Source organism: Vibrio sp. Vb1554 (genome assembly GCF_033344235.1).
Window position 1 is genome coordinate 103,186 of record NZ_JAWPOJ010000010.1, and the last position, 21,625, is coordinate 124,810.

At 41.4% G+C, this 21,625-nt stretch carries 22 protein-coding genes; 10 read left to right on the plus strand and 12 right to left on the minus strand.

Annotation, left to right across the window (positions count from 1 at the left end):
- Positions 1 to 145 precede the first annotated feature (145 nt).
- From R8N28_RS10780 to R8N28_RS10790, 3 genes are read left to right on the plus strand one after another with little or no spacing between them, the layout of a single operon-like run.
- Entirely contained in the window at positions 146 to 1,126 is a 981-nt protein-coding gene (locus tag R8N28_RS10780; protein ID WP_318183364.1) for a hypothetical protein, read from the plus strand.
- Entirely contained in the window at positions 1,119 to 2,231 is a 1,113-nt protein-coding gene (locus R8N28_RS10785; RefSeq protein WP_048662307.1) for a hypothetical protein, read from the plus strand. Before R8N28_RS10780 ends, R8N28_RS10785 begins: the two co-directional genes overlap by 8 nt.
- Positions 2,232 to 2,234: 3 nt before the next feature.
- Positions 2,235 to 2,906 (plus strand): hypothetical protein, encoded by a 672-nt coding sequence (locus R8N28_RS10790; RefSeq protein ID WP_143693470.1) that lies wholly within the window; start codon positions 2,235 to 2,237, stop codon positions 2,904 to 2,906.
- Positions 2,907 to 3,040: 134 nt separating this feature from the next.
- Here R8N28_RS10790 and R8N28_RS10795 read toward each other — a convergent pair whose 3' ends face one another.
- Both R8N28_RS10795 and R8N28_RS10800 read right to left on the minus strand, forming a co-directional pair.
- The gene (locus R8N28_RS10795) at positions 3,041 to 4,300 is read right to left on the minus strand and encodes a Y-family DNA polymerase (protein WP_318183365.1); all 1,260 of its coding nucleotides are present in this window, start codon (positions 4,298 to 4,300) and stop codon (positions 3,041 to 3,043) included.
- Positions 4,300 to 4,707, minus strand: coding sequence for a translesion error-prone DNA polymerase V autoproteolytic subunit (locus tag R8N28_RS10800; RefSeq protein WP_318183366.1), 408 nt, complete (start codon positions 4,705 to 4,707; stop codon positions 4,300 to 4,302). Before R8N28_RS10800 ends, R8N28_RS10795 begins: the two co-directional genes overlap by 1 nt.
- A gap of 189 nt (positions 4,708 to 4,896) precedes the next feature.
- On the opposite strand from R8N28_RS10800, the gene R8N28_RS10805 reads away from it, so the two are divergent.
- From R8N28_RS10805 to R8N28_RS10825, 5 genes are all read left to right on the plus strand, one after another.
- Positions 4,897 to 5,355, plus strand: a complete 459-nt coding sequence (locus R8N28_RS10805) for a hypothetical protein (protein ID WP_318183367.1) — start codon at positions 4,897 to 4,899, stop codon at positions 5,353 to 5,355.
- Positions 5,356 to 5,680: 325 nt separating this feature from the next.
- On the plus strand, positions 5,681 to 6,466 hold the full coding sequence (locus R8N28_RS10810) for a metallophosphoesterase (RefSeq protein WP_318183369.1): 786 nt from the start codon (positions 5,681 to 5,683) through the stop codon (positions 6,464 to 6,466).
- 7 nt (positions 6,467 to 6,473) lie between these two features.
- On the plus strand, positions 6,474 to 7,355 hold the full coding sequence (locus tag R8N28_RS10815; protein WP_318183370.1) for a hypothetical protein: 882 nt from the start codon (positions 6,474 to 6,476) through the stop codon (positions 7,353 to 7,355).
- On the plus strand, positions 7,352 to 7,687 hold the full coding sequence (locus R8N28_RS10820; protein ID WP_262602292.1) for a MazG nucleotide pyrophosphohydrolase domain-containing protein: 336 nt from the start codon (positions 7,352 to 7,354) through the stop codon (positions 7,685 to 7,687). Before R8N28_RS10815 ends, R8N28_RS10820 begins: the two co-directional genes overlap by 4 nt.
- A gap of 5 nt (positions 7,688 to 7,692) precedes the next feature.
- The gene (locus R8N28_RS10825) at positions 7,693 to 8,610 is read left to right on the plus strand and encodes a thymidylate synthase (protein WP_318183371.1); all 918 of its coding nucleotides are present in this window, start codon (positions 7,693 to 7,695) and stop codon (positions 8,608 to 8,610) included.
- 464 nt (positions 8,611 to 9,074) lie between these two features.
- Here R8N28_RS10825 and R8N28_RS10830 read toward each other — a convergent pair whose 3' ends face one another.
- The 3 genes from R8N28_RS10830 to R8N28_RS10840 all read right to left on the minus strand — a co-directional run bounded on the left by R8N28_RS10830 (position 9,075) and on the right by R8N28_RS10840 (position 12,544).
- Positions 9,075 to 9,917 (minus strand): hypothetical protein, encoded by an 843-nt coding sequence (locus R8N28_RS10830; protein WP_318183372.1) that lies wholly within the window; start codon positions 9,915 to 9,917, stop codon positions 9,075 to 9,077.
- Between the two features lie 257 nt (positions 9,918 to 10,174).
- A complete protein-coding gene (locus R8N28_RS10835) occupies positions 10,175 to 11,803 on the minus strand; it encodes a relaxase/mobilization nuclease domain-containing protein (protein WP_318183373.1) in 1,629 nt (542 codons plus the stop codon).
- A 93-nt stretch (positions 11,804 to 11,896) separates the two neighbouring features.
- A complete protein-coding gene (locus R8N28_RS10840; RefSeq protein ID WP_318183374.1) occupies positions 11,897 to 12,544 on the minus strand; it encodes a hypothetical protein in 648 nt (215 codons plus the stop codon).
- Positions 12,545 to 13,198: 654 nt separating this feature from the next.
- On the opposite strand from R8N28_RS10840, the gene R8N28_RS10845 reads away from it, so the two are divergent.
- The gene (locus R8N28_RS10845; protein ID WP_318183375.1) at positions 13,199 to 13,351 is read left to right on the plus strand and encodes a hypothetical protein; all 153 of its coding nucleotides are present in this window, start codon (positions 13,199 to 13,201) and stop codon (positions 13,349 to 13,351) included.
- A gap of 360 nt (positions 13,352 to 13,711) precedes the next feature.
- Here the strand turns inward: R8N28_RS10845 and R8N28_RS10850 are convergent, their stop codons facing one another.
- Both R8N28_RS10850 and R8N28_RS10855 read right to left on the minus strand, forming a co-directional pair.
- Positions 13,712 to 14,251 carry a peptide deformylase gene (locus tag R8N28_RS10850; RefSeq protein WP_318183376.1) on the minus strand — a complete coding sequence of 180 codons (540 nt, stop codon included), beginning with the start codon at positions 14,249 to 14,251 and terminating at the stop codon, positions 13,712 to 13,714.
- Positions 14,252 to 14,333: 82 nt separating this feature from the next.
- Entirely contained in the window at positions 14,334 to 15,380 is a 1,047-nt protein-coding gene (locus tag R8N28_RS10855) for a diaminopropionate ammonia-lyase (RefSeq protein ID WP_318183377.1), read from the minus strand.
- 150 nt (positions 15,381 to 15,530) lie between these two features.
- Here R8N28_RS10855 and R8N28_RS10860 point away from each other — a divergent pair, with 150 nt between their 5' ends.
- Positions 15,531 to 16,007 (plus strand): Lrp/AsnC family transcriptional regulator, encoded by a 477-nt coding sequence (locus tag R8N28_RS10860; RefSeq protein WP_318183378.1) that lies wholly within the window; start codon positions 15,531 to 15,533, stop codon positions 16,005 to 16,007.
- Between the two features lie 303 nt (positions 16,008 to 16,310).
- On the opposite strand, the gene R8N28_RS10865 is transcribed toward R8N28_RS10860, so the two are convergent.
- The 5 genes from R8N28_RS10865 to R8N28_RS10885 form a co-directional block, all read right to left on the minus strand.
- A complete protein-coding gene (locus R8N28_RS10865; protein ID WP_318183379.1) occupies positions 16,311 to 17,591 on the minus strand; it encodes a tyrosine-type recombinase/integrase in 1,281 nt (426 codons plus the stop codon).
- Positions 17,592 to 18,019: 428 nt separating this feature from the next.
- Positions 18,020 to 19,243, minus strand: coding sequence for a beta-ketoacyl-ACP synthase (locus R8N28_RS10870; protein WP_025508283.1), 1,224 nt, complete (start codon positions 19,241 to 19,243; stop codon positions 18,020 to 18,022).
- Positions 19,240 to 19,965 (minus strand): 3-oxoacyl-ACP reductase FabG, encoded by a 726-nt coding sequence (gene fabG, locus R8N28_RS10875; RefSeq protein ID WP_005388326.1) that lies wholly within the window; start codon positions 19,963 to 19,965, stop codon positions 19,240 to 19,242. The genes R8N28_RS10870 and fabG overlap by 4 nt, the downstream gene beginning before the upstream one ends.
- The gene (locus R8N28_RS10880) at positions 19,962 to 20,426 is read right to left on the minus strand and encodes a hotdog family protein (protein ID WP_065274269.1); all 465 of its coding nucleotides are present in this window, start codon (positions 20,424 to 20,426) and stop codon (positions 19,962 to 19,964) included. Before R8N28_RS10880 ends, fabG begins: the two co-directional genes overlap by 4 nt.
- Complete coding sequence (locus R8N28_RS10885; RefSeq protein WP_054730341.1) at positions 20,419 to 21,606, minus strand: beta-ketoacyl-[acyl-carrier-protein] synthase family protein; 1,188 nt, start codon at positions 21,604 to 21,606, stop codon at positions 20,419 to 20,421. The genes R8N28_RS10880 and R8N28_RS10885 overlap by 8 nt, the downstream gene beginning before the upstream one ends.
- Between the last annotated feature and the right edge of the window lie 19 nt (positions 21,607 to 21,625).

Here is a 21,625-nt window from a genome sequence, read left to right on the forward strand (position 1 = left end):
AACCTGCCTTCCAGAGCTGCTGGTGCAGTTCAGTGTTGATATTTGCGCAAAGTCAATTGTTGCAAACTTAAGAATGAATTAATATCGCCTTATAAAACTTATTTAGTACGCATCGTATTGCGGTGCTTGTGTGGGAATATGAGTAATGGCAGAAACTGGGAACATAGAGAAGCTAGCAAAATTAGTTTCCAAGGACATATTTAAGTGGTTCAAATGGGAAACTTGTTTGCCAAAGGATGAGAACTGGGAATGTGTGACAGATCATCATGGCAAAACTACTCACCCGTCAGATGTTGTGTTTTATTATGATGACCCATACTCGGGTGATACTAAATATTTAAACACTGACCTTAAGAGTTACAAGGCTGGGACTATTAATACAAGCTCTGTCTCAAAAGCTCTTAAATCACTTGCAATGTCTGTTGAATGCGCAAACATCAGTGAAAGTTGGCAAAGTACATTTCTTCTCGACGATGTGGGTTTTGGGAGTGTTGCAGGATTATTATTCATCTACAACCATGATGACAAATACGACTACGACTTTTCTGATTTGATGGGAAGAGTGGATTATCGGGAAATCCCACTTTTGGAAGACAAAGAAATTGTTGTAATGGGGCCACACTTAATTAAGCGTCTTTGTGACGTCGTAAGTGATATGCAAAAGCTGAAGGCTGATGATAGTTTCCCTAGTCCTAAAGATTTCACTTTCTTTTACCCTGATTTGATTCGTGCTCGTCGTTGTGGCGACGAATGGGATAAGCCTGCTACGGTTGAAGCACTAACATCACCTTGGTTAATTATTAAGCATCGTTCGGGGGATGACTTTGATAGTGGTTTTGTCATCTATTACCACCAGTCAGGGGAAACGGTTGATGAGTTTATTTATCTTATCGACGCTATGTCGCATTATCAGATGCTCAGCAGTGATTATACGATACGAGTTCGGTTTACTGATGCAACTAAGCATGCCTCAGTCAATTTTGACAAAGCAAAACGTGAGTATCTAAAAATGTGGGGTAATGACGATGCCCGTGAGAAGCAGATGGCGGCTATTGAAGCTGAAACTATCACTAAGTTCACAACTTGCTTTAATCCAATGGAAATAGGAATGCGAGAAGATGTCTAAACTCAAAACTGGCCCGTCTATTTATATCCCTACAGATAAGAACATATTTGACGCTTTACAGCACAAAAAGGTAACTCACAGTGAGCTAGTTTTATTCCTGAGAGGAAGAGGTATTTTAGTCTCCAGTAGCACTTCTAAAGATGCGCTAATTGAAAAAATTAGCTCTTTGACCCTTAGCTACTCTGATTTCAACTGGATTGGTAAGCTACTAGAAAATCCAAACAGAAAAGACAAAACAACGCACTCTAAACTTAAAGGAGAAATCGAGGACTCACAAATCCAAGCTGCTTGTTCAGCAGTAAAAGCGAATTTGACCGCAATTGGTGATGATTCTGTAAAGGTTACTAAAAGTGGTGATACAACTACGCTAACAGTTAGTTATGTTGACCATGATTTCACAAAAACAGAGATGCGTCAGCGCACCCTTAAGACTTGCGAAATAAAGCTTGAGAAAGGTAAAGACGGAGTTGTGATGAAACTTCCATCCACAAAAAAAGCTAAAGAAGTTTCTGAGACACTTAAAAAAGCTGTTCAAGCACAAGTAATAAAAGCCACGGGTAATGAGCTAGAAGAGTTCTCCATTTCGTTACAATCTATCACTGATGCTGAATGTAGAAGTGAATTCTTTGATAGCTTAATTCGCAATGTTCCTGGCTTTGAGTTTGATAATGTTTCTAGTGTGGATGTTTATCATTTGGAACAGGAAGAGAAAGACGAGCTTGATGAGGATGATACTGTTGAAGCAAGGTTAGCTTCCTATATCAATAAAGCAGCGCTGGCAGGAGAAGGAGTGTTAGATTCAACAGAATTTAAGCAGCTTCATAAACGAGGCTTTTATATTTACAAAATTATCTGGACAGCAATAGATAGTGCTCATGAAGGGCCTAAGGTGGAATTTGAAGCTCGTTTTGGTCGACCTGATTTATGCACGGAATTTATGTACACCGTTAGAGGACTATATCCGTACAACTCTAGAACTGTCGAGTACAACGTCACCAGAAAAGCTGCGACTCCTTATGAAAATGAGAAGTACAATGTCAGTCTGAGAGATGCATCAGAGAAGGCTTTGGCTAAAACCATTGAAGCGTATGACAAGAAGGTGTAGATAATGATTAAAGCAAAATGGCTATACTCTGAACTTCCTCTAACTCTTATCGAGTTGTCAAGACTGATGAAGGAACAACAATATTCAGAAGAAACTGGTTTGGGCTTTTTGCTTTCTGTATCTACTCCGTCGAAGCTTTCAGGTAAATACGTTGAGAAGCAAGTCCAACGAAGTGTGGTTGAAGATCCATTTGGCGAGGTTACTGAGGTTGAATCAGTAAGCTATTACACATGTCAGTTTAACTGGTCTTCGAGTTCTAAATATATGTACATCACTAATCCTCCTCGCTCGTTAAGGAAGTTTTTAAACAAACTACACGACATGACTGGTTTGGGGTTAGTGCTATCCGAAGTTAACGTGGCCCCCGAGCGTTGGGTTGGTTACTTGGAGCGTTCGGCTGATTCTTTGAAAGTTACTCAATTGTCCTCATATGGCATCCGTGTTTCTCAGGGTGCTTCTGCGAAAATTACAGTGAATGGTATAAAAGACATTAGAGATGATTTCAGTACTATCATTTCAGATAAGCGATATTTGGTTGATAGCGTGAAATTTAAGGCTGAGTTTGGCAGTTTAGAGTTATTGTGTGAGTTGACTAGGCTAGGTGTTTGTCGCTTAAAGTCTGCCAATGTTAATTTTGTGCTAGACAAGCTTAGAGAGGCTCTAGAGGGAGTGTAGCTCTCCCTGTTTCAGTGGCACACTAAATTAGAGCTCTACCTAGTTGCAAGTTCGGAGCTACCCACTCCATGCTAGCTACGGTAGTTAGTGAGCATGCACAAAGTCTTCATAACCCTACAGCGTTAACCATGACTTTACCCGCACTTGATAACTGGTAAGTCTTGCCACTTCGTTGTGTAGTGGGGCGTTAGCATTTCACGTCGCATGCCCCATTTCTGGGCTATTCCTTGTGCTCCTAGGAATAAGGTATCAGATCCATAACGTTGGTTTAGCGAGTCATACACGGACATGAGTTTTGGGTCGTTGGGCATAGGGTTAAACAGATCTGATTGCTCATGCTTCCCATCGGTTAAGTCCAGTAATCCTACGCCAATCTTGTAGAAGCGAACGTCCTTACAAAATAACTCTTCTGCGAGTAAAGTGGCAGCTTTGGTGAGCTGTGTGACATCTGAAGTAGGGTAGGCAAACCTATGTATCGCTCTGCGCGTTACAGCCTTCTCATCGAAGGGAGAGCTATTGGCGAAGCATAACATCATCTTACACAAGCTATTTTGCTGATGCGCCTTTGACGAGGCTATATTCGCATGCTTTGCCAAAGCCTGGCGTAATGATTCCAAGTCGGTAATACGTTGACCTGCGCTTCTCGTAGAATAGATTTGTTTTTTGTCTGCCCTTGATTGATCCCAAGCTTTACATGGTTGGCCGTTGAGTTCACGGATAGTGCGTTCGACTTCGACGTTAAACTCTTTACGAGCTAATGCTGGTGGATAGTCAGACAGTTCTAGTGCTGTATTGATACCCATAAACTTCAAGCGAGCTTGTATTTTTTTTCCTATTCCCCAGATGTCACCTGCACTGAGCTTCGACAGTATGGTTCTACGCTCGTGTTCGCTATCGAGTACACAGACCCCGTTATATCCCTGTATTTTCTTGGCGGCATGATTAGCGATTTTGGCTAGTGTAAGAGTTGCGCCGAAGCCAACGCAAACAGGTAAGCGACATTCTCTCCAAACCGCTTGTCTCAGCTTCATTCCATGCGTTTTCAAGCATGGAATGGCAGGGTAACAACGTTCGAATGATAGGAAAGATTCATCGATACTGTAGATGTGTTGTTCTGGAGCGAATCGACCAATTACTTGCATCATTTTGGACGAGAGGTCGGCGTACAATTCGTAATTGGATGATAAGGCAATGACTCCTTTCTGCTCACAAAGTGCTTTAACTTGAAAGAATGGTTTGAACTTCTCAATGCCCGCTTCTTTGGCTTGTCGATTTGCAGCCACTACGCACCCGTCGTTGTTGGAAAGAACAACTACGGGCTTACCTCGCCAGTCGGGACGGAAGACTTGCTCAGCACTACAATAAAATGAGTTCGCATCGACTAAGGCATACATTATTTTGTTCTCAGCAGGTGACTTGGTCTGTGACAACGTATCGAACGGATGACCACACCTTCTAGCGAGAAGGAGTCACATTCGGTAATCAGGGTTGGTTGATATTTATTGTTTGCTGACAGTAGCATCTTGCGATGGATATCAATCTGCTTACATATGAATTCACCATTAAGATTCGCGACAATAACGTCGTTATGTTTCACATCAACATGTCGATCAACGATCAGCAAATCTTGGTCAAATATACCTAGCCCTTGCATGGAATCACCACATGCTCTCCCGATGAAAGTTGCACTGGGGTGCTCGACTAAAAGCTCATCGAGATCTAGAGATAGTTGACTGTACTCGGTAGCTGGCGACTCAAATCCAGTGATGCCAGCTTGTGTGCTGATTGGGATAACTTGCATAATAATACTGTATAAATAGACAGTATTATTTTGGTGTCAAAAAGCCATTTTGGCAAGTGGGTGTGAACTGTTTGACCATTATCTAAGCAAATATAATTTGGCGATTTGAAAGTTTGTTTCTATGTTTCTGATAATCGGTATTTTATGAGGACAAACGTAGTGATGGAATTAGATCAAAGGCGACTTATAGTGGTTAAGAATTTGCTTAATCAGCTCGAGTTTTACACTGGTGAGGTGATCGAAGAGGGGGGGCGAAAAGGGTTGTGTATAGATATAAACGGTTGGCACCTTTACCCAGTGTTTCAGTTTGATGAAAACATGGAATTACAAAGTCAACTAAAGAGACGTCTCGATGACTTAAGAAGAGGCCGAGATGACATTGATGTCCTCTACTGGCTATTGGCTGAGAAAACCGTGCTGATGTGCAAAGCGGTTGCGCCTTACCAGTTGGTAAAGAAAGCTTTGGGTAATGGTGATCTAAAATCTTACGATGCGTTAGTTTCGGCAGAAGCTAGCCAGAGTGAATATTTGACCACTCGTCCTATTGATTTGCTTGGTAGGGACGAATTCGACGTATTTGTCGACGATTGGAAGCTAGGGGACTATCGAATGATCCCTAGGAAAGCGGTTAGGGGCATTTCGGGTTAGTGGAGCTGAAGCAGAAAACATCGAAGCGTAACTTTGAGCCTGTGGGGGAGTTGCTGGCTCATTGTTGCCTGAAGCCACTCACAGCAAACACACCTTTGCCCCATTCCTTGTTTCAACTGATTCAGCACGCACATCACCAAAGCTTCATCTGACTTGCTTTTTCTAATCTAACTATGTAACCACTACATTCTGATCTACCGCCACTGAATAGCCTATTAAAGCCAATAATCCATATCCTTTATTCAAGAGTTAACTTAATCCCTTAATTGCTTATGCAACTATGATTTTGTGTTATCATAACTCATCGATTTTGGAGGTTATTTCATTGGATATCATACATTTATCAGATTTGCATTTTGGGGATTCGCAAGCACTGTTTAACGAGGATGAGTTATCGGGAGCTCTATGTAGCTACATAACGGATAATACTGATGAACCAATCATAATATTGAGTGGTGATGTAACAAGTAGAGGGCAAAAGGATGGGTATGCTCATGCTACAACATTTATTGAGAGATTAGTTTCTGAGGGAGGTGTAAAAAGGAGTAATTTGCTTTTTTGCCCAGGAAACCATGACATTGTCAACAATAGCTTTAATGAGTTTGACACGTTTTCTTATGGAGCAAGAAGAGATCACGAGTTTACTTTCAGCAACGCAAGTTACAGATTAATGGAAAGTCAGAATACTATTTTGCTCGCATTGAACAGCTCTTATCATCTGAACCATCAGTTTGGATTGATCGATGATGGTGTTTTCAACTTAGATCTAAGTGCATACCAAGACAAGCGAAAAGTCTTAGTATTCCACCACCATGTTCTAAACCAGTTTAATGGTGATACATCTGCAATAAGAAATGGCTACGATCTAGTTCAATTCATTGAAAAAAATGGATTTTGTTTAGCTGTGCATGGACACCAGCATACTGATCAGCATTATCACGTTGGTAAGAATGCGACACCAGTTGTATCCGCTCGTAGTGGCAACTTCAACCAATCTGGGTATTTAAACGCATTCAATCATTACTCGCTAACTGGTGAAGACATTTTCTTTGCAAGTTTGGTCTTTGAACGTTCTAGTCGAACTGTAATTGTTAGAAGAGTAACTGGGTAATTAGAATATGGAAATACAATACAAAGAAGTACATTCTTTAGAAGCTATTGCGTCAGAAGCATGTGAACGAATAGCTGCTAATCAATATGAAATTAACTTGCTTTTAGCATATGAACTTCCAACACAAGCTATTGTTGAACATTCACTACTAGATGTTCAAGAAACGGCTAAACAATGGGCTGCCGATGTATGTCCTGACAATTTATACTTCAATCATGGTCAGTACAAAGTAGGCGGTGTAGATAACATCATCAATGAATTGAAAGAAAAGCCTTCTAGTAACAGGGCTCTATATTCTTTGATTGATCAAAGTACAATAATGGATTCAGGAGATAAACCTATCCCATCCTTTATGATTTTTCAGAGTATATTAGATGATGATACTTTGTACTGTAATGTGTATCTAAGAGCACTTGAGGTTAGTAAATTTCTAAGAATTAACTTGGAGGAAATTAGGCTCAATATTAACAAGATATCTCAATCAACTTTGAGATTCTCGAAGGTAAGATTAGTTATACTTGCATGTCGAGCTCATCATGTTCCAAACTTCAATCCTCTGGAAAAGCCAAAATTAGATTTGATGAGTCAGTATCAAATCATGAAGATGATGAACGACGATCGTGAAGACTTTATTCGAAATTTGCGGAAAATGTCAGAAGTTCACACAGTAATGAGTAGTCGATCTATAAAGCATATTTTGGAGCTAGTAGAAGGTGAATGGCCTGGTGCAAACAAAGTTAGGCTTGTATCGTTGCTTACAGAAACGATTTCTTCAATAGATGAGCTAATTGAACTAAGAAAGCAACACTCACATGATACGCGTGTTAGCTCACTTGGTGCGGAGATATCACAAAAACTTAGAACTTTAGCTGAGGAGTTTTCTAGATGAGTTTAACATTGAAAGAAATTTGTCAAAAACAGAAGAATTTTGATAAGAAGACATCTATAAACGGAAAATCTTTCTATACACAAATTAATGAAGAAAACATCCAAGAATTGGAGCATTTAATAGTTTGCTTGGTTGGAGAGCTAGGGGAATTCTCCAATTTAACAAAGAAAATAGTTAGAGGTGATAAGTTTTTTAGTGAAGAGAAAAGTAACTTAGATGAAGAATTAGTTGATACATTTATTTATTTGATAAAGATTGCTAATCAATTTGATGTAGACCTAGAAAAAGGATTCCTAGAAAAATTGTCTAAAAACAAAAATAGGTTTGGTTAATAGATATGAAGCTATATCAGAATAATGCGTGTAATCAGCTCTATGTTCAGGCGCTTAAAGACTGTCTATCCGTTTCATCAACCACTCCTTCTAGAGTCGGTAATGTTTATGATCTTGGCCCTGTAGCCTTTGAATTTGAGCCTGGAAAACTCAACCTACTTACCTTAAAAAATAGGGCTTTGAACCCGTTTTTTGCTATTGCAGAAGCTGCTTGGGTAATTGGTGGACATAATGAGCTAGATATACTTAGCTATTACCTAAAAAAATATGACGCTTTTTCGGATGATGGAATGACTTTGAACGGTGCATATGGTTTTAGGCTGAGAAGTTGTTTAGGTTATGACCAGCTTGATTTTGCTATTCAAGAATTAAAAAATTCACCTGGCTCTAGACGCTGTGTTCTAAATATGTACTCAGTTGATGACTTACGGAATAGCACTTCTAAAGATATACCGTGTAACACTTCTATAATGCTAAAAATTAGGGAAGGCGCTCTAGATTTAACAGTGATTAATCGTTCAAACGATGTGCATTGGGGCATTCCTTATAACATTTTTGTTTTTCAAGTATTACATTGTTACTTAGCTCGTAAAATCGGTGTTGAATTAGGTTTTCAACGACATTTTACTGATTCATTACATTTATATGAACACAGCATTAATGAAGCAACGGCCATTTTAGACAATGTCGTAATTCCAGATTTTGAATCTGACTCTATCGAACTCTTATATGCAATTATTGACAACATAGAGAATATAAACCAAAGAGATTTTTCTGCTATCAACGACAACGCACTCAAAGAAACAATGTTGATGTATAGCACGTACAAAAACGAAGGAAGCAAAGCAGCTTTTAATACAGACACTGGGAACCAATGGCTAAACTTCCTTGTTGAAGATTGGTCGATGAAGTACGCAAAGTAGATTTTGTCATATTTCATACAACTCTTTTTCGTACACTTACAGCCTATATATTGTTTATATGATTGAAATGTTGCACTAAAATAAAACTCACATTGACTCCCTATAATGGAGTTAATGTGACACTTGCTCTACAGGTGGCATATGATTGGGTATGAGCAACTTTGTAACGTATTTGATGTGCTCTTTGTGACCACATCACGAGTTTCAGTAAGCTGATTTACAAAAAAACGTGGATTTAGTAACGAACTTCAAGCCATCAGCTTTCCTCTATCTGTTATATGGCATAACTTTCACTTTATATCTATCTTTTGATAGATATAAAGTGACTTCATTGAGAGCTTCACCATATCTTAGCTAATCCATTATTTTCCAAATTAGAAAATACGCTGACTCAGTTTTGTCCAAAAACGTATTGAACCTACTGCACTGTGTGAAATAAGGGCTCGAAAGAGCCCCATGTATCGTCATGGATTAGACTTTTTGCCTACTTTTACGGCTCTTCCCCTTAACGCTTCAAAGATTGCTCTAACGCGAGATGTAGTGTTGGAAGTAGCGTTCTCTGAAAGCGGCGTCAATAAGCTTTCATCGCAGTTACTGAAACGGGCTAAGCAGTCTTGTTCGAACTTTGACTGCTTCTCAAGCTTATCTAGGCCTCCAATCATTCGGCCCATGTCATACTTGTTATCCATAAACTGGGCAATCTCGTCATTTTGATACTTCTCTACATTGAAGCTTTTGCAGCCGTACCCCATATTCGCCAGTATTGATTCTAGACGAGCCAGAGCTTGTTGAATGTCTTCGGCCTCATCCGCTTTTAGTTCTAATCCTCTTGACTCAATAGTGCGACTGCCATCAACACGCTCGATCTGGCCAATGGTTTCACACAAATGGTGGATAGGGGACGCAAATTGATGGACGTCATCGCCGTTTTCGAGAGTAACAGTTCCTCGTTCAATGTTTGCCACGCGTTCGAGGTTTTCTTTGACTGCTAGTTTGAGATACACCTGAATTTTCTCGAAGTAGCTGTCTTTTAGAGACATGATGTGCGGTTGAAAGTGCTCTGTGGCGTATCTACGCTCTATGTCGTACTTTGAGTTTGGTATTTTAGTAGCGGTATCAAGTGGGATCTGGAAGATAACCTCAGATGAGACGACAGAGTCTCTATCAATAACAGTGCCTCTTACGGATATAGACTTACCATTATCACGTGGTAGACGCAATTGATACCATACCTTAATGTTTGCAGTATTTGCGTTTTCTTCTCTCATGTCGGAAATGATTTTATTTGCTTCAATTACACTGAGCATAAGTTGTCCTTTTTATTATATTTATTTTAAGGTTATTTAAATAGTAAATTCTTATTTTTATCTATGCAATAAAAAGTTATTTGACATATTTTTATTATTGAATATGAATTCGTAGATGTTTTTATTCTTGGATTGTTAAGTTAATGATTACTCTGTATTATTTTGTTTGGTAATTAATTTATTTATATTTGAAAAAGAATTTTAGTCAACTTATTATTCTGATTATGAGCCATAATAAGTTGACTAAAATTAGTCAGCTAGAGCTTACTTTTTAAGGTTAGATCTAGCCCTTGCTCCTTGCACATCTCTAAGTAGCGTTCGATATGTCCGCTTGCGTTTGCATCTTGTATGGCATTTAGAATTTGGGGGATGGTGTGGATGGTATGTAGTCCATCGTCGCGCCTTAACTGGAAGTCTTGTTGCTCTTTGTAGTCTCCCAGATGGCTTTCTGCATCAATAGAAGGGGAGCCAAAGCCCAACATATGCAGCAATGATTCAATGAACTCAATCAATAGCTCTGCCAGATGTTGATTGACCAATGCAGAGTATTCATCACGAGTCATTTTGGGAGAATTGAACCAAGATTTGCTGTAGCGTTCCTTATGCCATTTTTGATTGATTTTCACCCTGAAAACAAAGGCATGAAGCTTGGAGTTGTATTCCCTAGAACCGCCCTCGTTGTAAAGTTGAAGGTAAGTGCGGAGGTGTGAGTACTTGAGAGCTTTATTGATTTTTGTGAAGTCTCTCGCTTTGAAGCGAAGCACCACGTTGCAGTGACGGTCATCATGGCTCAGAAGATGACCGTGCTCATTCTCTATGGTCTGGATTGGGTCTTTGACAATGGCATAAGCACGCTTAGATTCAAGAATATTTAACTGTTTAAGGCTTTGACTGTCACTTTCAGTCATTGTAAATCGGCCGTTATTCAGCAGGTTTTTTAGGGAGTATGCGTTGCCGTGTCCCATCTTTGAAGAAGGAAAGTACAAGGCTGGCCTGTTAGTCTTGTTTCGTGATTTATTGGACTTACTCAAACGATAGGACATACCGTTGGGTAACTTGTCTGTTTGAGATTTGTAACTAAGCCTAACTTGCACACCAACGGCTTCTAACTGCTCTAGAAAAACAGGGAGGGTTGGCCTTGCATTAAGAAGTCTGTTTTGCTCAAGAACAAAGTCTAGTTTGCGTAGTATTTGCGCTTTATCGCCCCGTTTAGCTTGTTTGTTTGGTGTAATGTGAATGGACTTTAGTTTAGAGTTCTCATCCCTTTTGTTAATCTTATCGCCTGGATTGGCGATGCTACCGAGTCCAAATTCCTTTTCAATTTCACGCATGACCGTCGTGGCTTTACGGTGATTCTGCCATTCGTTAACGACTTTCTTGGTTTTAACATCGATAGCGCCGCAGTTGATGTGGATATGGCTATGGTCAGTGTCATGGTGAATAAACACAACATATTTTGTGTGTTGAAGCCCCATCCTACTCATATACTTCTTCACGAGCTTGCGCCATTGGTTATGGCTAAGCTGCTCGCCTTTTTGAAGAGATATCATTCGGTGGCTGGTTGGTTTTTGCATGCCAGTTTTGCTTTTATAGCTCGCTATCTCACGTCCAATTTCAGACCAGTCCATTTCATGGATTTTAAGGTGTGGTGTTTTTAAGGTTGGGAGCTGTGAGGATATATTATGAGCCATAAGAAACTGTGTTTTTTCGCTGATGATGTCGTTCTCTTCGTGGGGTTTGAACTTGCCAGAAGAGTATTCGACTCGTACGCATTTCTGGAGATCTTTGGTTGTGCCTGCTGCATAGCTGGTAGTTGCAGCAGACTGTTCTTCAATGGATTGCTTTTTGCTTGGATTTTTAGTCTTGAAAATTTTGTGAATAGCCATGGTTACACCTTTTTTATAATTGTAATGTGGTGAGTGGAATCGGTAGGTTCGACCCGACGGGGTCGGAAGGGAGCGACAGAGTCGCCCACGGGTTTATATGTAAGTTGCTTCTTGGCGTAGCTCTTTAAAGTCAGCGAGTTTTTGAAGCTGCTCTTGGGTCAAGTGTCTATTCGCTAGCACCAAAGCGAAATCTGAGTTGTATTCTGCTAACTCCTGTTGTTCTCGCTTTGCAAGCTTTTGTTGAATCAGAGATAGGTATTCGATGATGAGGCTTACTGTCTCTTTATCTAGTACATTTTCCTGTAAGGCTTGCATCAGTTGAATGCTTGAGAACTGAATATCTTCATATATTGATTCCAGAAAACCTTCATCAAGCTCGGGTCTTTCTATAGAACTGACTTGCAGATCTGGCGTCAGGTTAAGGGTGATATCGCGCATGTAAGTGGATAGATGTTTGTAGCCTAGCTTTGTTCTACGGTACTCGAGTTCTGCTCTTTCCTGCGGAGTTATATTGATTTTGACCTGTTCACTGCATTTTGATTCTGCTGATTTCCGTGGTCTGCCGCGGTTTGGCTTATTGATACGCTGTTCAATAAGTTTTAGGACTTCAAGTTGCTCATCAGAATCCCTCAGATGACGGTAGTCACCCTGCATTTCAATTACGAGCTGACGTTGTTCGATGAGCTTTGCACTGCTCATTTGGTCTAGCTTTTCTCTGATGCTTAATTCAAAATTAATCATACTGATTACCTTTATTATTTTTATTAGTGGTAAGGAGGAGCGGAGCGACAAGCGCAGAACCGTAAGGTTCGAGCACCGCAGCGTTAGCGAGGAAGCTCCGCAGGACAAGCTGCTAATTAATTTCGAGGAACGAGAAATAATTAGTACTGGCTTGTTTCCGTGTTTTTTAATTTAGTGGAACCATTGTGATTATTCTCCTGCTCGCACTCATGGAGAGCAGTGTCAAAATTTACAGATGGGAATAAACAGAGAGTGCCTGTTCTATATTTTAATTCGTTATATGGTATTTGTTCAACTGACATTAAAATTAATATTTAGTATGATTTTAATTTTTTAGGGAATTAATTGATTTGTGTTGTATAAAGTAAATTATGTATCGTTGGATTATTAAAAAGTAAATTGCTTATAATGGGAATATGTTGGAATAACTTAATTTTCGTATAATATAAAATTAGAGTTAGTCAACTTATTACCTTTTAAAAGGTATGGAGTAGTGGTTTCTTGTCTTGGATTGATTAAGTAAATAATTAACGAATCGAACCAAATTGATTGAGTAGGAGAGGAAACACCATTATGCTTAAGGTTGACTATGTAAGTATGTTGGCCGACTTCGTCGAACTTGTCGAGTTGAAGTAGCGGTTATGTGGTAGAGGTATGGTAGATAAAGTAAAACAACGCAAAGGTAGTAAGGTTTATACACCTGAGATAGCTGAATCCTTTGCACAAGCTGTTAATGCGGCAGCAAGGCAGGTTCGCGAAAAGAAACCTGCTGATTCCATAGATAGCGCAGTGAAAACTAAACGCTAATGGGCGTAGCAACCAAATGTTTGTAATGTTGTTTGGGTATTTAGACATAGTGATTCAGATTCGATCTTACACACGTTAGTTATTCTCAGCTATGTGATTTGTGTTGAGCTACTGTTATCGCAACTCACATTTTGAAAAAGATGTGTTTTATTCGCGGACGAAATCTACTCATTAGGGAGTTTTTTACATCCTAAATAGCAGAGCGGAACCACTTAAGATGATGCCGCTCGTGCTCGAAAATGGATAAAACCCTTGCCTTAGGTTCTTGTTAGTTATTTTATCCTATTCAAGAGATGTACATGGTGTGCAGTGTATCCAAGTAAGGCCTTCACTGTATTGTGGAAGACCTCTGCTTTGCCGCTATCTGTCACTATGTCGTTTTGCTAGCTCCCTATGTCCCTCATACTTCTCAACTAGGTCTCGTTGAATGACTGCACCACCACTTATTATCCTATCTGTCATTACAATACCGTCTAAATGATCAATTTCATGTTGCAAAAGTTCGGAAAAGTCAGGGTCTATATTGGTCAAAGAACATTGCTGTCCGCTCTCATCTGTATAGCGGATATCAATACTACAGTGCCTTTCTACTTCCACTGCAATATTAGGCATGCTCATACAATCATCCCAGACGACCATTTTTTCTGAGCTTGTACGGGTAATCTGAGGATTAATCAATACTTGGGTTTTTTGATTAATCCTGATAGCAATCATACGCTTGTTTATACCAATTTGCGGTGCAGCCATAGCTCTCCCCCAGCCATGCTCAGACTGAAATTCTTTTAAAGCAACGATTAGTTGTTCAATCTCATCGGACAATCCAGGATCGTTGAAGTCAACTTCCGCACTTGGAATATGTAAAGTTGGTTCGCCAAAGGCTAAGATTTGCGTTTTCTTCATCTGACTAATCTCTTGTTTGAAGTTGTTAATAACTATCTATTGGTTTTTGCTAAGTTATGTGTGTTCAAATCGATCTTCGATCTCATTGGGTCTCTGTAACAATGATTAATGGTCTAGCATCGCTTGGAATGGTGGAAAACATTAAGCCAGCTAATCCAGCCGCTCCTGATGTTGTGGTATTGATACCATGACTAAAAAGCATGTTTTTTGCTGCTGTAGCCTGTTCATCTGTGATAGTAACAAAACTGTCTGCACCTACTTTGAGGATGTCAAATGCCAAGATTGAAGGTTCTTTGCAATCTAGTCTCCCCATATTTGAAACAGGCCCTTTAGCAGAGGTTATAACTCCATGCTTGACACTCTGCTGTAAACAATTTGCCCATTCGGGTTCGACCACGATAATTTCAGGTTGTACTGGCCATTTGTTTCGTATGTGTTGAGTTACAGCCGCTGCCATACCTCCCACGCCAGCCTGCAAAACAACGTGTGTCGGCCATTGACCTAATCGTTTAAATTCATCTAGCATCTCCTGAGCCAATACTGAATATCCCTGCATTACTAAAGAAGGATAATAAGTTTCACCTGTCCATGATGAATCTGTAATGAGAGTGACTTTATCTGCTTGTGAACGAGACAAAGCTTTACTCATGGATTCCTCGTAGGTCACTCCTGCACGAATTACTCTCGCTCCTATTTGTTGCAAACGTTTTTCAAATCCGCTAGGAACCTGCTCAGATATAAACACTTCACACTGTAAGCCCAGAATAGCTGCTCCTTTTGCAACCGAGAGACCATGATTTCCTGCTGATGCACAACAAATAGTTTCTTGTTTCAAATATTCATGGCTTAGTTGCGTTACCTCTTCTAGGCTGGGAGTCCTTTTCAGAATTCGACCCAGCTTTTCTTCAGCCAAAGAAAAAACAGCATACGCTCCGCCGAGAGCTTTGAAGGAACCAAGCCCCATTCTGTTAGTTTCATTTTTGATATATAGAGTCGAGCCCCCTACGGCCTCAGTAGCAAGAGCTAACTCTGTTAATGGAGTTGGTTCATAATCCGTGCAGTGTGTTAGCCATGATAGTGGCTTCGTTGGACACGATATTTCTATAGAGTCTGAAGTTACTTTGTTCATCATACATCCAAGTTTTGTGAGCTTTTTTATAGCTTAACTTTTCTAGGTGATGTCTATGCCTCATACTTATCTAAACTTTTGATGACTATCTGTCAGAATTTGGCTTTATGTGTTAAAAATGAACATGCATACCGATGAGATAGGAAAACGATGATAGAACTTGATAAAGCTGATTTAGCAATACTCTCTATTCTTCAGGAAGATTGTCGCGCACCTCTTGACCTGATCGCCGATGAAGTAGGATTATCAACGGTTACTGTCCAAAGGCGAATAAAACGGTTACGAGATAGTGGAGTCATCCTAAGAGATGTGTCTGTTCTCGACCCAGAGCAACTGGGGTGGAAAATGACCTTTTTGGTTTTAGTCGAAATGGAGCGAGAGCGCTCCGATATGCTAGATAACTTTCGAAAGAGAATGATTAATGAGCCCCAAGTACAGCAATGTTACTACATTACTGGAGAAGCAGACTTTGCGGTGATTTGTCTGGCGAAAGATATGGAAGACTTCGAAGTATTAACCCATAGACTATTTTTCGACGATCCAAATATTAGGAGGTTCAAAACTAATGTCGTGATGAGACGTAATAAGGTCGGGATGGATGTAATGATTGAGCAAAAGCCTTTATAAAGACATAGATCATTACTGATCGCAACTTGAACAATTATTCAGAGTAGTAGGACTCTTGTTTTGCGTGAAACTGGGAGTTGCCTTTCGCTGCCTCTTAGCTCTCGTTCACTTAGTTTGTGTCCATAGATAAGGGAAGATATATATCGGCCCGAACTCTCGCAAATATACAAGGGGGCAGAAGTTAGATACAAAAATCTGTCAGATCTGATTGCATCGCAGTGTGAGTTCTGACAGGTTGAGTTTCAAGCTATTACAATCTAGGACGATGATTTAGTGCTAAGTTTGGTAGTCATTTTGGCTTAGTTAGGGTGTAAACTTCTTTACCCGCTTGTTTAGTTCCTTTTCCCAAATTTCCAAACCTTCTCTTTTCTCGTCGAGATATTCGTACATATCATAGTGCTTAGACGAGACGTCAGAAAGAGCGTGACCTTGTATGCGATCTCGAATCTCTTTGGATAACTTTATTGTTGCACCAAGAGTTTTTACGGTTCTTCGGAAATCTCTGCCGATGAATGGTCTAACTTCCTTTGTGCGGGACTTATAAGTTAACAATGCTTGAGCAATCGAATTCGTAGGCATGTGCTCAAGAGGATTTGTCTTCTTGTAGAAAACGTAAGGGCTATCTTGTGCTGCGTTGCTCTTTAAGTCATGAAGTATGTTAATTGCTGTTTTGGTTAAAGGAATTACGTGAGGAACGTTCGTTTTGAAGTTTCCTTGTTGAACGGTGAGATACTTATCCTTGAAATTAATGTCACTCCATTCAAGCGTTACGACTTCGTATGGACGTTGACCACCTAGATGAAAGCACAGTTTTATGGCTTGGCGGGTTTGAAAAGCAAAATCAAGATCTGCATATCGATGATCCATATCCCAGAGTAGTTTTTCGACTTCCTCCCAGCTTAAGAAATGTGTACCAGCTTTTTCTGCCCAAGTCTGTTTTGGTATGTCAGCAATCGGATTCCCTGAAATGCCAAACTTAGTGTTACGGTTTTTGTATGCGGGGTCATTGTCATAGAAACGACCAAAATTGAAAGCAGCGTGAAGGATTGAGCGTATCTTGTTGCTTTTAGCTGCATGTCCTGACTCGATCGGAATGGAAAGGATGTGGATGAAGTCTTCAGCTTTAAAATCCTTAGCCTTTCGCTTGATATCCAGATAAGGAAATACGTTATCAACAATCTTTTTCATTTCATCTTGATAAGATCGCTTTCCCTCTGTTTTCTTGTGTTCTGCATGTAGCGTGATTAATTGCTCAAAGCTACCAATTTCAGTCGCTTCACGTTCTTTTTGAGACTTTTCTCTGGCACGCTTTTCAAGCTCATCTTTTGGATCTATGCCTTGGGACAATAAATCGCCGTACTCTTTACAAAGGTCTCGAGCTAAAGCGAGGCTCATTCCTGGCATCTTACCTAACTGTATGAAGATGGACTTGGAATGTTTGAAGTAGCGAAATTTGAAGTTGATAGCTCCTGAAGGCATCACTTGTACACCAAGACGACCTTTCCCCCTCTCGCCTGATTTGTCCCAGGTGTAGTAGGGTGTTTTTTTGGGTTTTAGTCCCTTTATTTCTTTAACCGTTAGCATATGTTTACTGAAATCCCTAAGTGGCCGTTACTTGACTAACATTAAAGTTAGTCAAGTAACTAGTCAAGTAAGGAGGTGGGTTAGTGTAGTTATATGTAATCGAAGGTAATTGGAAATTAGTCGCGTATTAATTTAAGCTTTTGTTATTAATGGTTAATTTAATAATATGTAACCAAGGGTAATCATAAGACAATATCACTTCTAAGGATGTGGTCATTGGTTCGAATCCAATAGGGCGTGCCATTTATTCAAAAGCCTCGATAACTCTTTGAGTTGTCGGGGCTTTGTCGTTTTTAGGTTTTTGGCTGTAATTGCCACTCTATCTACAACTTTTGAATGGCATTCTAGCCATTGCAATTTCTAGCAATCTGGATAGCCACCAACAAAAAAGCGCTGGTTAACCAGCGCTTTTGCATTTATTAAGGGCATTACATCTTTTTAAAGATGATGGAGGTGTTGATGCCGCCAAAGGCGAAGTTGTTACTCATCAAATATTTCACGTCCAGCTCTCGGCCTTGTCCGGCGATGTAGTCTAAATCGCCACATTGCTCGTCGAGGTTTTCTAGGTTGAGCGTTGGGTTAAACCAACCTGTGTGCATCATTTCTAAACCTAGCCACGCTTCAATCGCGCCACAGGCGCCTAGTGTGTGGCCAAAGTAGCTCTTGAGTGAACTGATTGGCACTTTGCCCAGAGCATTCGCTGTTGCGTTGCTTTCCGCAATATCGCCGCGGTCGGTGGCAGTGCCGTGAGCAGATACATAGTCGATCTTCTCAGCAGGAATGCCCGCGTTTTGCAAAGCCATTTCCATACAGATTTGCATGGTTTCCATCTGTGGTTGAGTGACGTGTGCGGCATCACAGTTGCTGGCAAAACCGATGATTTCTGCATAGATTTTCGCGCCACGAGCGACGGCGTGTTCGTACTCTTCCAAAACTAGCGTTCCCGCACCTTCACCAATCACCAAACCATCGCGATCGGAGTCATAAGGTCTTGGTGTGCTTTTCGGGTCTTCATTCTTCAGACTGGTGGCAAAAAGGGTATCGAAGACCGCGGATTCCGTTGGGCACAATTCTTCAGCGCCACCAGCAACCATGACCGTTTGGTAGCCGTGCTTGATCGCTTCGTAGGCGTAGCCGATTGCTTGACTGCCAGAGGTACATGCACTGCTGGTTGGGATCACTCGGCCTTTCAAACCGAAAAATAGACCAACGTTCACTGCCGTGGTATGCGGCATCATTTGCACGTAAGTCGTTGCGGTGATCGCTTTAGTGGTTTTCTCATTCAGCATGACACCAAATGCGCCGATTGCGTCAGTACTGCCTGTTGATGAGCCGTATGCGATACCCGTTTGACCATTGGTGAGTACGTCGTTACCAATCAAACCTGCTTGGCTTAGTGCGTTTTCTGTTGCGACGGTCGCCAATTTGGAAACACGCCCCATGCCGCGTACTTGCTTGCGCTTGTAGTGCTTTGGCAGTTCAAAATCTAAAATTGGTGCCGCGAGCTTGGTGTTCAAACCATCATACTGTTCGTAAGAAGGCATGTATTGCGTCGCGTTCTGGCAGTCACGCAGTTTTGGTTCGACAGATTGCCAATCGTTACCAAACGCAGTCACGCCTGACATTCCGGTTACAACAACTCGACGGCTCATACTAGGCCTCCGTTTACCGAAATGACTTGGCGAGTTACATAGCCTGCGATGTCAGACATAAGGTAACTGACTAAACCAGCAACTTCTTCTGGCTCTCCCATGCGGCGCAAAGGAATTTGCGGCATCGCATGTTCTTTCACGTGTTCGTCTACCATGCCTGTGTCGATAAGCCCTGGAGCAACGCAGTTGACGGTGATTTTGCGTTTTGCCAGTTCAAGCGCGAGTGATTTTGTTGCACCAATTACGCCCGCTTTCGCTGCGCTGTAGTTAGTTTGACCACGATTCCCCATTAGGCCAGAGACTGATGCAAGCGTAACAATTCGGCCGCCTTTGCGCTTTTGCACCATTGGCATAACACAAGGGTGAAGAACGTTGTAGAAGCTATCTAAGTTGGTATGAATCACACCATCCCATTCTTCTTCGGTCATCGCAGGGAAAGCGGTATCTTTTGTGATGCCAGCGTTGTTTACGACGCCATAGTAAGCGCCGTGTTCGGCGATATCGGCTTCTAGCTTCTCACGACAATCTGCACGGTCACTGATGTCGAATTGGATAAGACGACCGCTACCACCATGCTGTTCGATGGTGTTTAGGGTGTCTTGCGCGCCTTGTTGATCGCCCATGTAATGGACAATGACTTGGAAACCATCTTTGGCTAATTGAACGGCAATGGCTTTACCGATGCCTTTGCTGGCACCTGTAACGAGGACTTGTCGGGTCATTGTTGACTCCTGATTTTCATTTCTTGTAATTTTTCTTCTGATGGAACGTAAACGTTCAATTGGCAAGTCGCTACAACAGTTCCTTGTAGCTCAATACGGGCTGAAAAAACCGCCATACCGTTATCTTCCATAACTTTTTCAGCATACACATCGAGCACCTGTTCGCGAGAAAACGTATCGCATTCAGACGTGTATCGACGGCTACCAAGCAAAAAGCCAATCGGTGGCGCTTGTTCCTTCATTAATGCGTGGTAACCAGACCACGCCGCGACAGATTGCGCCATAAACTCAATGCCAACGTAAGCTGGCACGGTTTGAGAAGTTGAGTCGAAGAACGGGTTGTGTTCTGCGATATCAACCTGGCAGTGAATCGTATCTTGTTGAACATCCAAAGCACGATCAACCAAGATCATTGGTTTGCCGTGTGGCAAAAGTTGTTCGATGGGAGGAAGTTTAGTCATGAGCGTAACCAAAAATAAGACTAATATTATTGCCACCAAAAGCAAAAGAGTTGCTGAGAATCGCTTTGTTACCCAGTTTGGTTGGCGTCTCAACTAACGATATATGGATATCGTCTGCTTTGGTTTCGCAGTGTTGTATTGGCAAATCAAGGTTGTACTTGAGAATATGCCAAGCGATCGCGGCTTCCGTTGCACTTGCTGCGCCTAATGTGTGTCCGGTAAGTGGCTTTGTCGAGCTTACGGGAACGGAGTCACCAAAGCAGCGATGAATGGCTTTGCTTTCCATCGCATCGTTTAACGGCGTTGCTGTGCCATGCGCGTTGATGTAACCAATGTCTTGCGCTGTAAGTCCTGCATTGGCCAACGCTTTTTTCATCGCTTCTTCTGCGCCTAACCCTTCTGGATGTGGTGCGGAAATATGGTGTGCGTCTGAGCTGTCGCCAGCTCCGAGAAGAGCAACGGGCGCAGGTGTTTTGCTTAGCAACATTAATGCTGCTGCTTCACCGATATTGATGCCGTTGCGATGTTGGTCAAACGGCTTACAAAGGGTATCGGATAGAGCTTCTAAACCGTTAAAGCCGTTTAGTGTTAGGCGACAAATGGTATCCACACCACCCACAATGACCGCATCAACAATGCCAGAGCGAATCAGGCGTTGCGCGGTTAAAAAAACACGACCACTAGAAGAGCAGGCGGTTGAAACTGAGTAATGTGGGCCGCTCAAATCAAAGTAGGCGGCAATAAAATCGCTGCAGTTGCCAAGCTCTTGTTTGGTGTAATGGTAGTCGGCAGGAAAATTACCGTTTGCCAGCTTTTCGCCAAATGCGATTTCGCCATCTGAAATGCCAGATGTGCTGGTGCCGATCACGACTGCGATACGGTCACGACCATATTTAGCAATGGCGTCACGCACGTCGCCTTCGATTTGCAGCAAAGCCGAAAGTGCGAGGCGGTTGTTTCTCGTATCAAACTGGCTGAGTGCGGTCGGTAATTGCGGTAACGTCTGTGCAATTCGACCGATTACTGTTTGGCGGCCTGAATTTAAAATATCTTGGTCAACCACCATGTTGGATGGCTTCGCTCCTGATAAACACTGGTGGATGAGCGCATCATCTTGTCCCATGGCAGAGTGAAAGCCACAGGCCTGAATATACAAAGGTTGAGAAGAGCGAATAGGCATATTGTTATTCTAAATTGTT

Coding starts and splice junctions, on each gene's coding strand:
- R8N28_RS10780 (WP_318183364.1), top strand. CDS start 146: ATGGCAGAAACTGGGAACATAGAGAAGCTAGCAAAATTAGTTTCCAAG.
- R8N28_RS10785 (WP_048662307.1), top strand. CDS start 1,119: ATGTCTAAACTCAAAACTGGCCCGTCTATTTATATCCCTACAGATAAG.
- R8N28_RS10790 (WP_143693470.1), top strand. CDS start 2,235: ATGATTAAAGCAAAATGGCTATACTCTGAACTTCCTCTAACTCTTATC.
- R8N28_RS10795 (WP_318183365.1), bottom strand. CDS start 4,300: ATGTATGCCTTAGTCGATGCGAACTCATTTTATTGTAGTGCTGAGCAA.
- R8N28_RS10800 (WP_318183366.1), bottom strand. CDS start 4,707: ATGCAAGTTATCCCAATCAGCACACAAGCTGGCATCACTGGATTTGAG.
- R8N28_RS10815 (WP_318183370.1), top strand. CDS start 6,474: ATGGAAATACAATACAAAGAAGTACATTCTTTAGAAGCTATTGCGTCA.
- R8N28_RS10820 (WP_262602292.1), top strand. CDS start 7,352: ATGAGTTTAACATTGAAAGAAATTTGTCAAAAACAGAAGAATTTTGAT.
- R8N28_RS10825 (WP_318183371.1), top strand. CDS start 7,693: ATGAAGCTATATCAGAATAATGCGTGTAATCAGCTCTATGTTCAGGCG.
- R8N28_RS10830 (WP_318183372.1), bottom strand. CDS start 9,917: ATGCTCAGTGTAATTGAAGCAAATAAAATCATTTCCGACATGAGAGAA.
- R8N28_RS10835 (WP_318183373.1), bottom strand. CDS start 11,803: ATGGCTATTCACAAAATTTTCAAGACTAAAAATCCAAGCAAAAAGCAA.
- R8N28_RS10840 (WP_318183374.1), bottom strand. CDS start 12,544: ATGATTAATTTTGAATTAAGCATCAGAGAAAAGCTAGACCAAATGAGC.
- R8N28_RS10845 (WP_318183375.1), top strand. CDS start 13,199: ATGGTAGATAAAGTAAAACAACGCAAAGGTAGTAAGGTTTATACACCT.
- R8N28_RS10850 (WP_318183376.1), bottom strand. CDS start 14,251: ATGAAGAAAACGCAAATCTTAGCCTTTGGCGAACCAACTTTACATATT.
- R8N28_RS10855 (WP_318183377.1), bottom strand. CDS start 15,380: ATGAACAAAGTAACTTCAGACTCTATAGAAATATCGTGTCCAACGAAG.
- R8N28_RS10860 (WP_318183378.1), top strand. CDS start 15,531: ATGATAGAACTTGATAAAGCTGATTTAGCAATACTCTCTATTCTTCAG.
- R8N28_RS10865 (WP_318183379.1), bottom strand. CDS start 17,591: ATGCTAACGGTTAAAGAAATAAAGGGACTAAAACCCAAAAAAACACCC.
- R8N28_RS10870 (WP_025508283.1), bottom strand. CDS start 19,243: ATGAGCCGTCGAGTTGTTGTAACCGGAATGTCAGGCGTGACTGCGTTT.
- fabG (WP_005388326.1), bottom strand. CDS start 19,965: ATGACCCGACAAGTCCTCGTTACAGGTGCCAGCAAAGGCATCGGTAAA.
- R8N28_RS10880 (WP_065274269.1), bottom strand. CDS start 20,426: ATGACTAAACTTCCTCCCATCGAACAACTTTTGCCACACGGCAAACCA.
- R8N28_RS10885 (WP_054730341.1), bottom strand. CDS start 21,606: ATGCCTATTCGCTCTTCTCAACCTTTGTATATTCAGGCCTGTGGCTTT.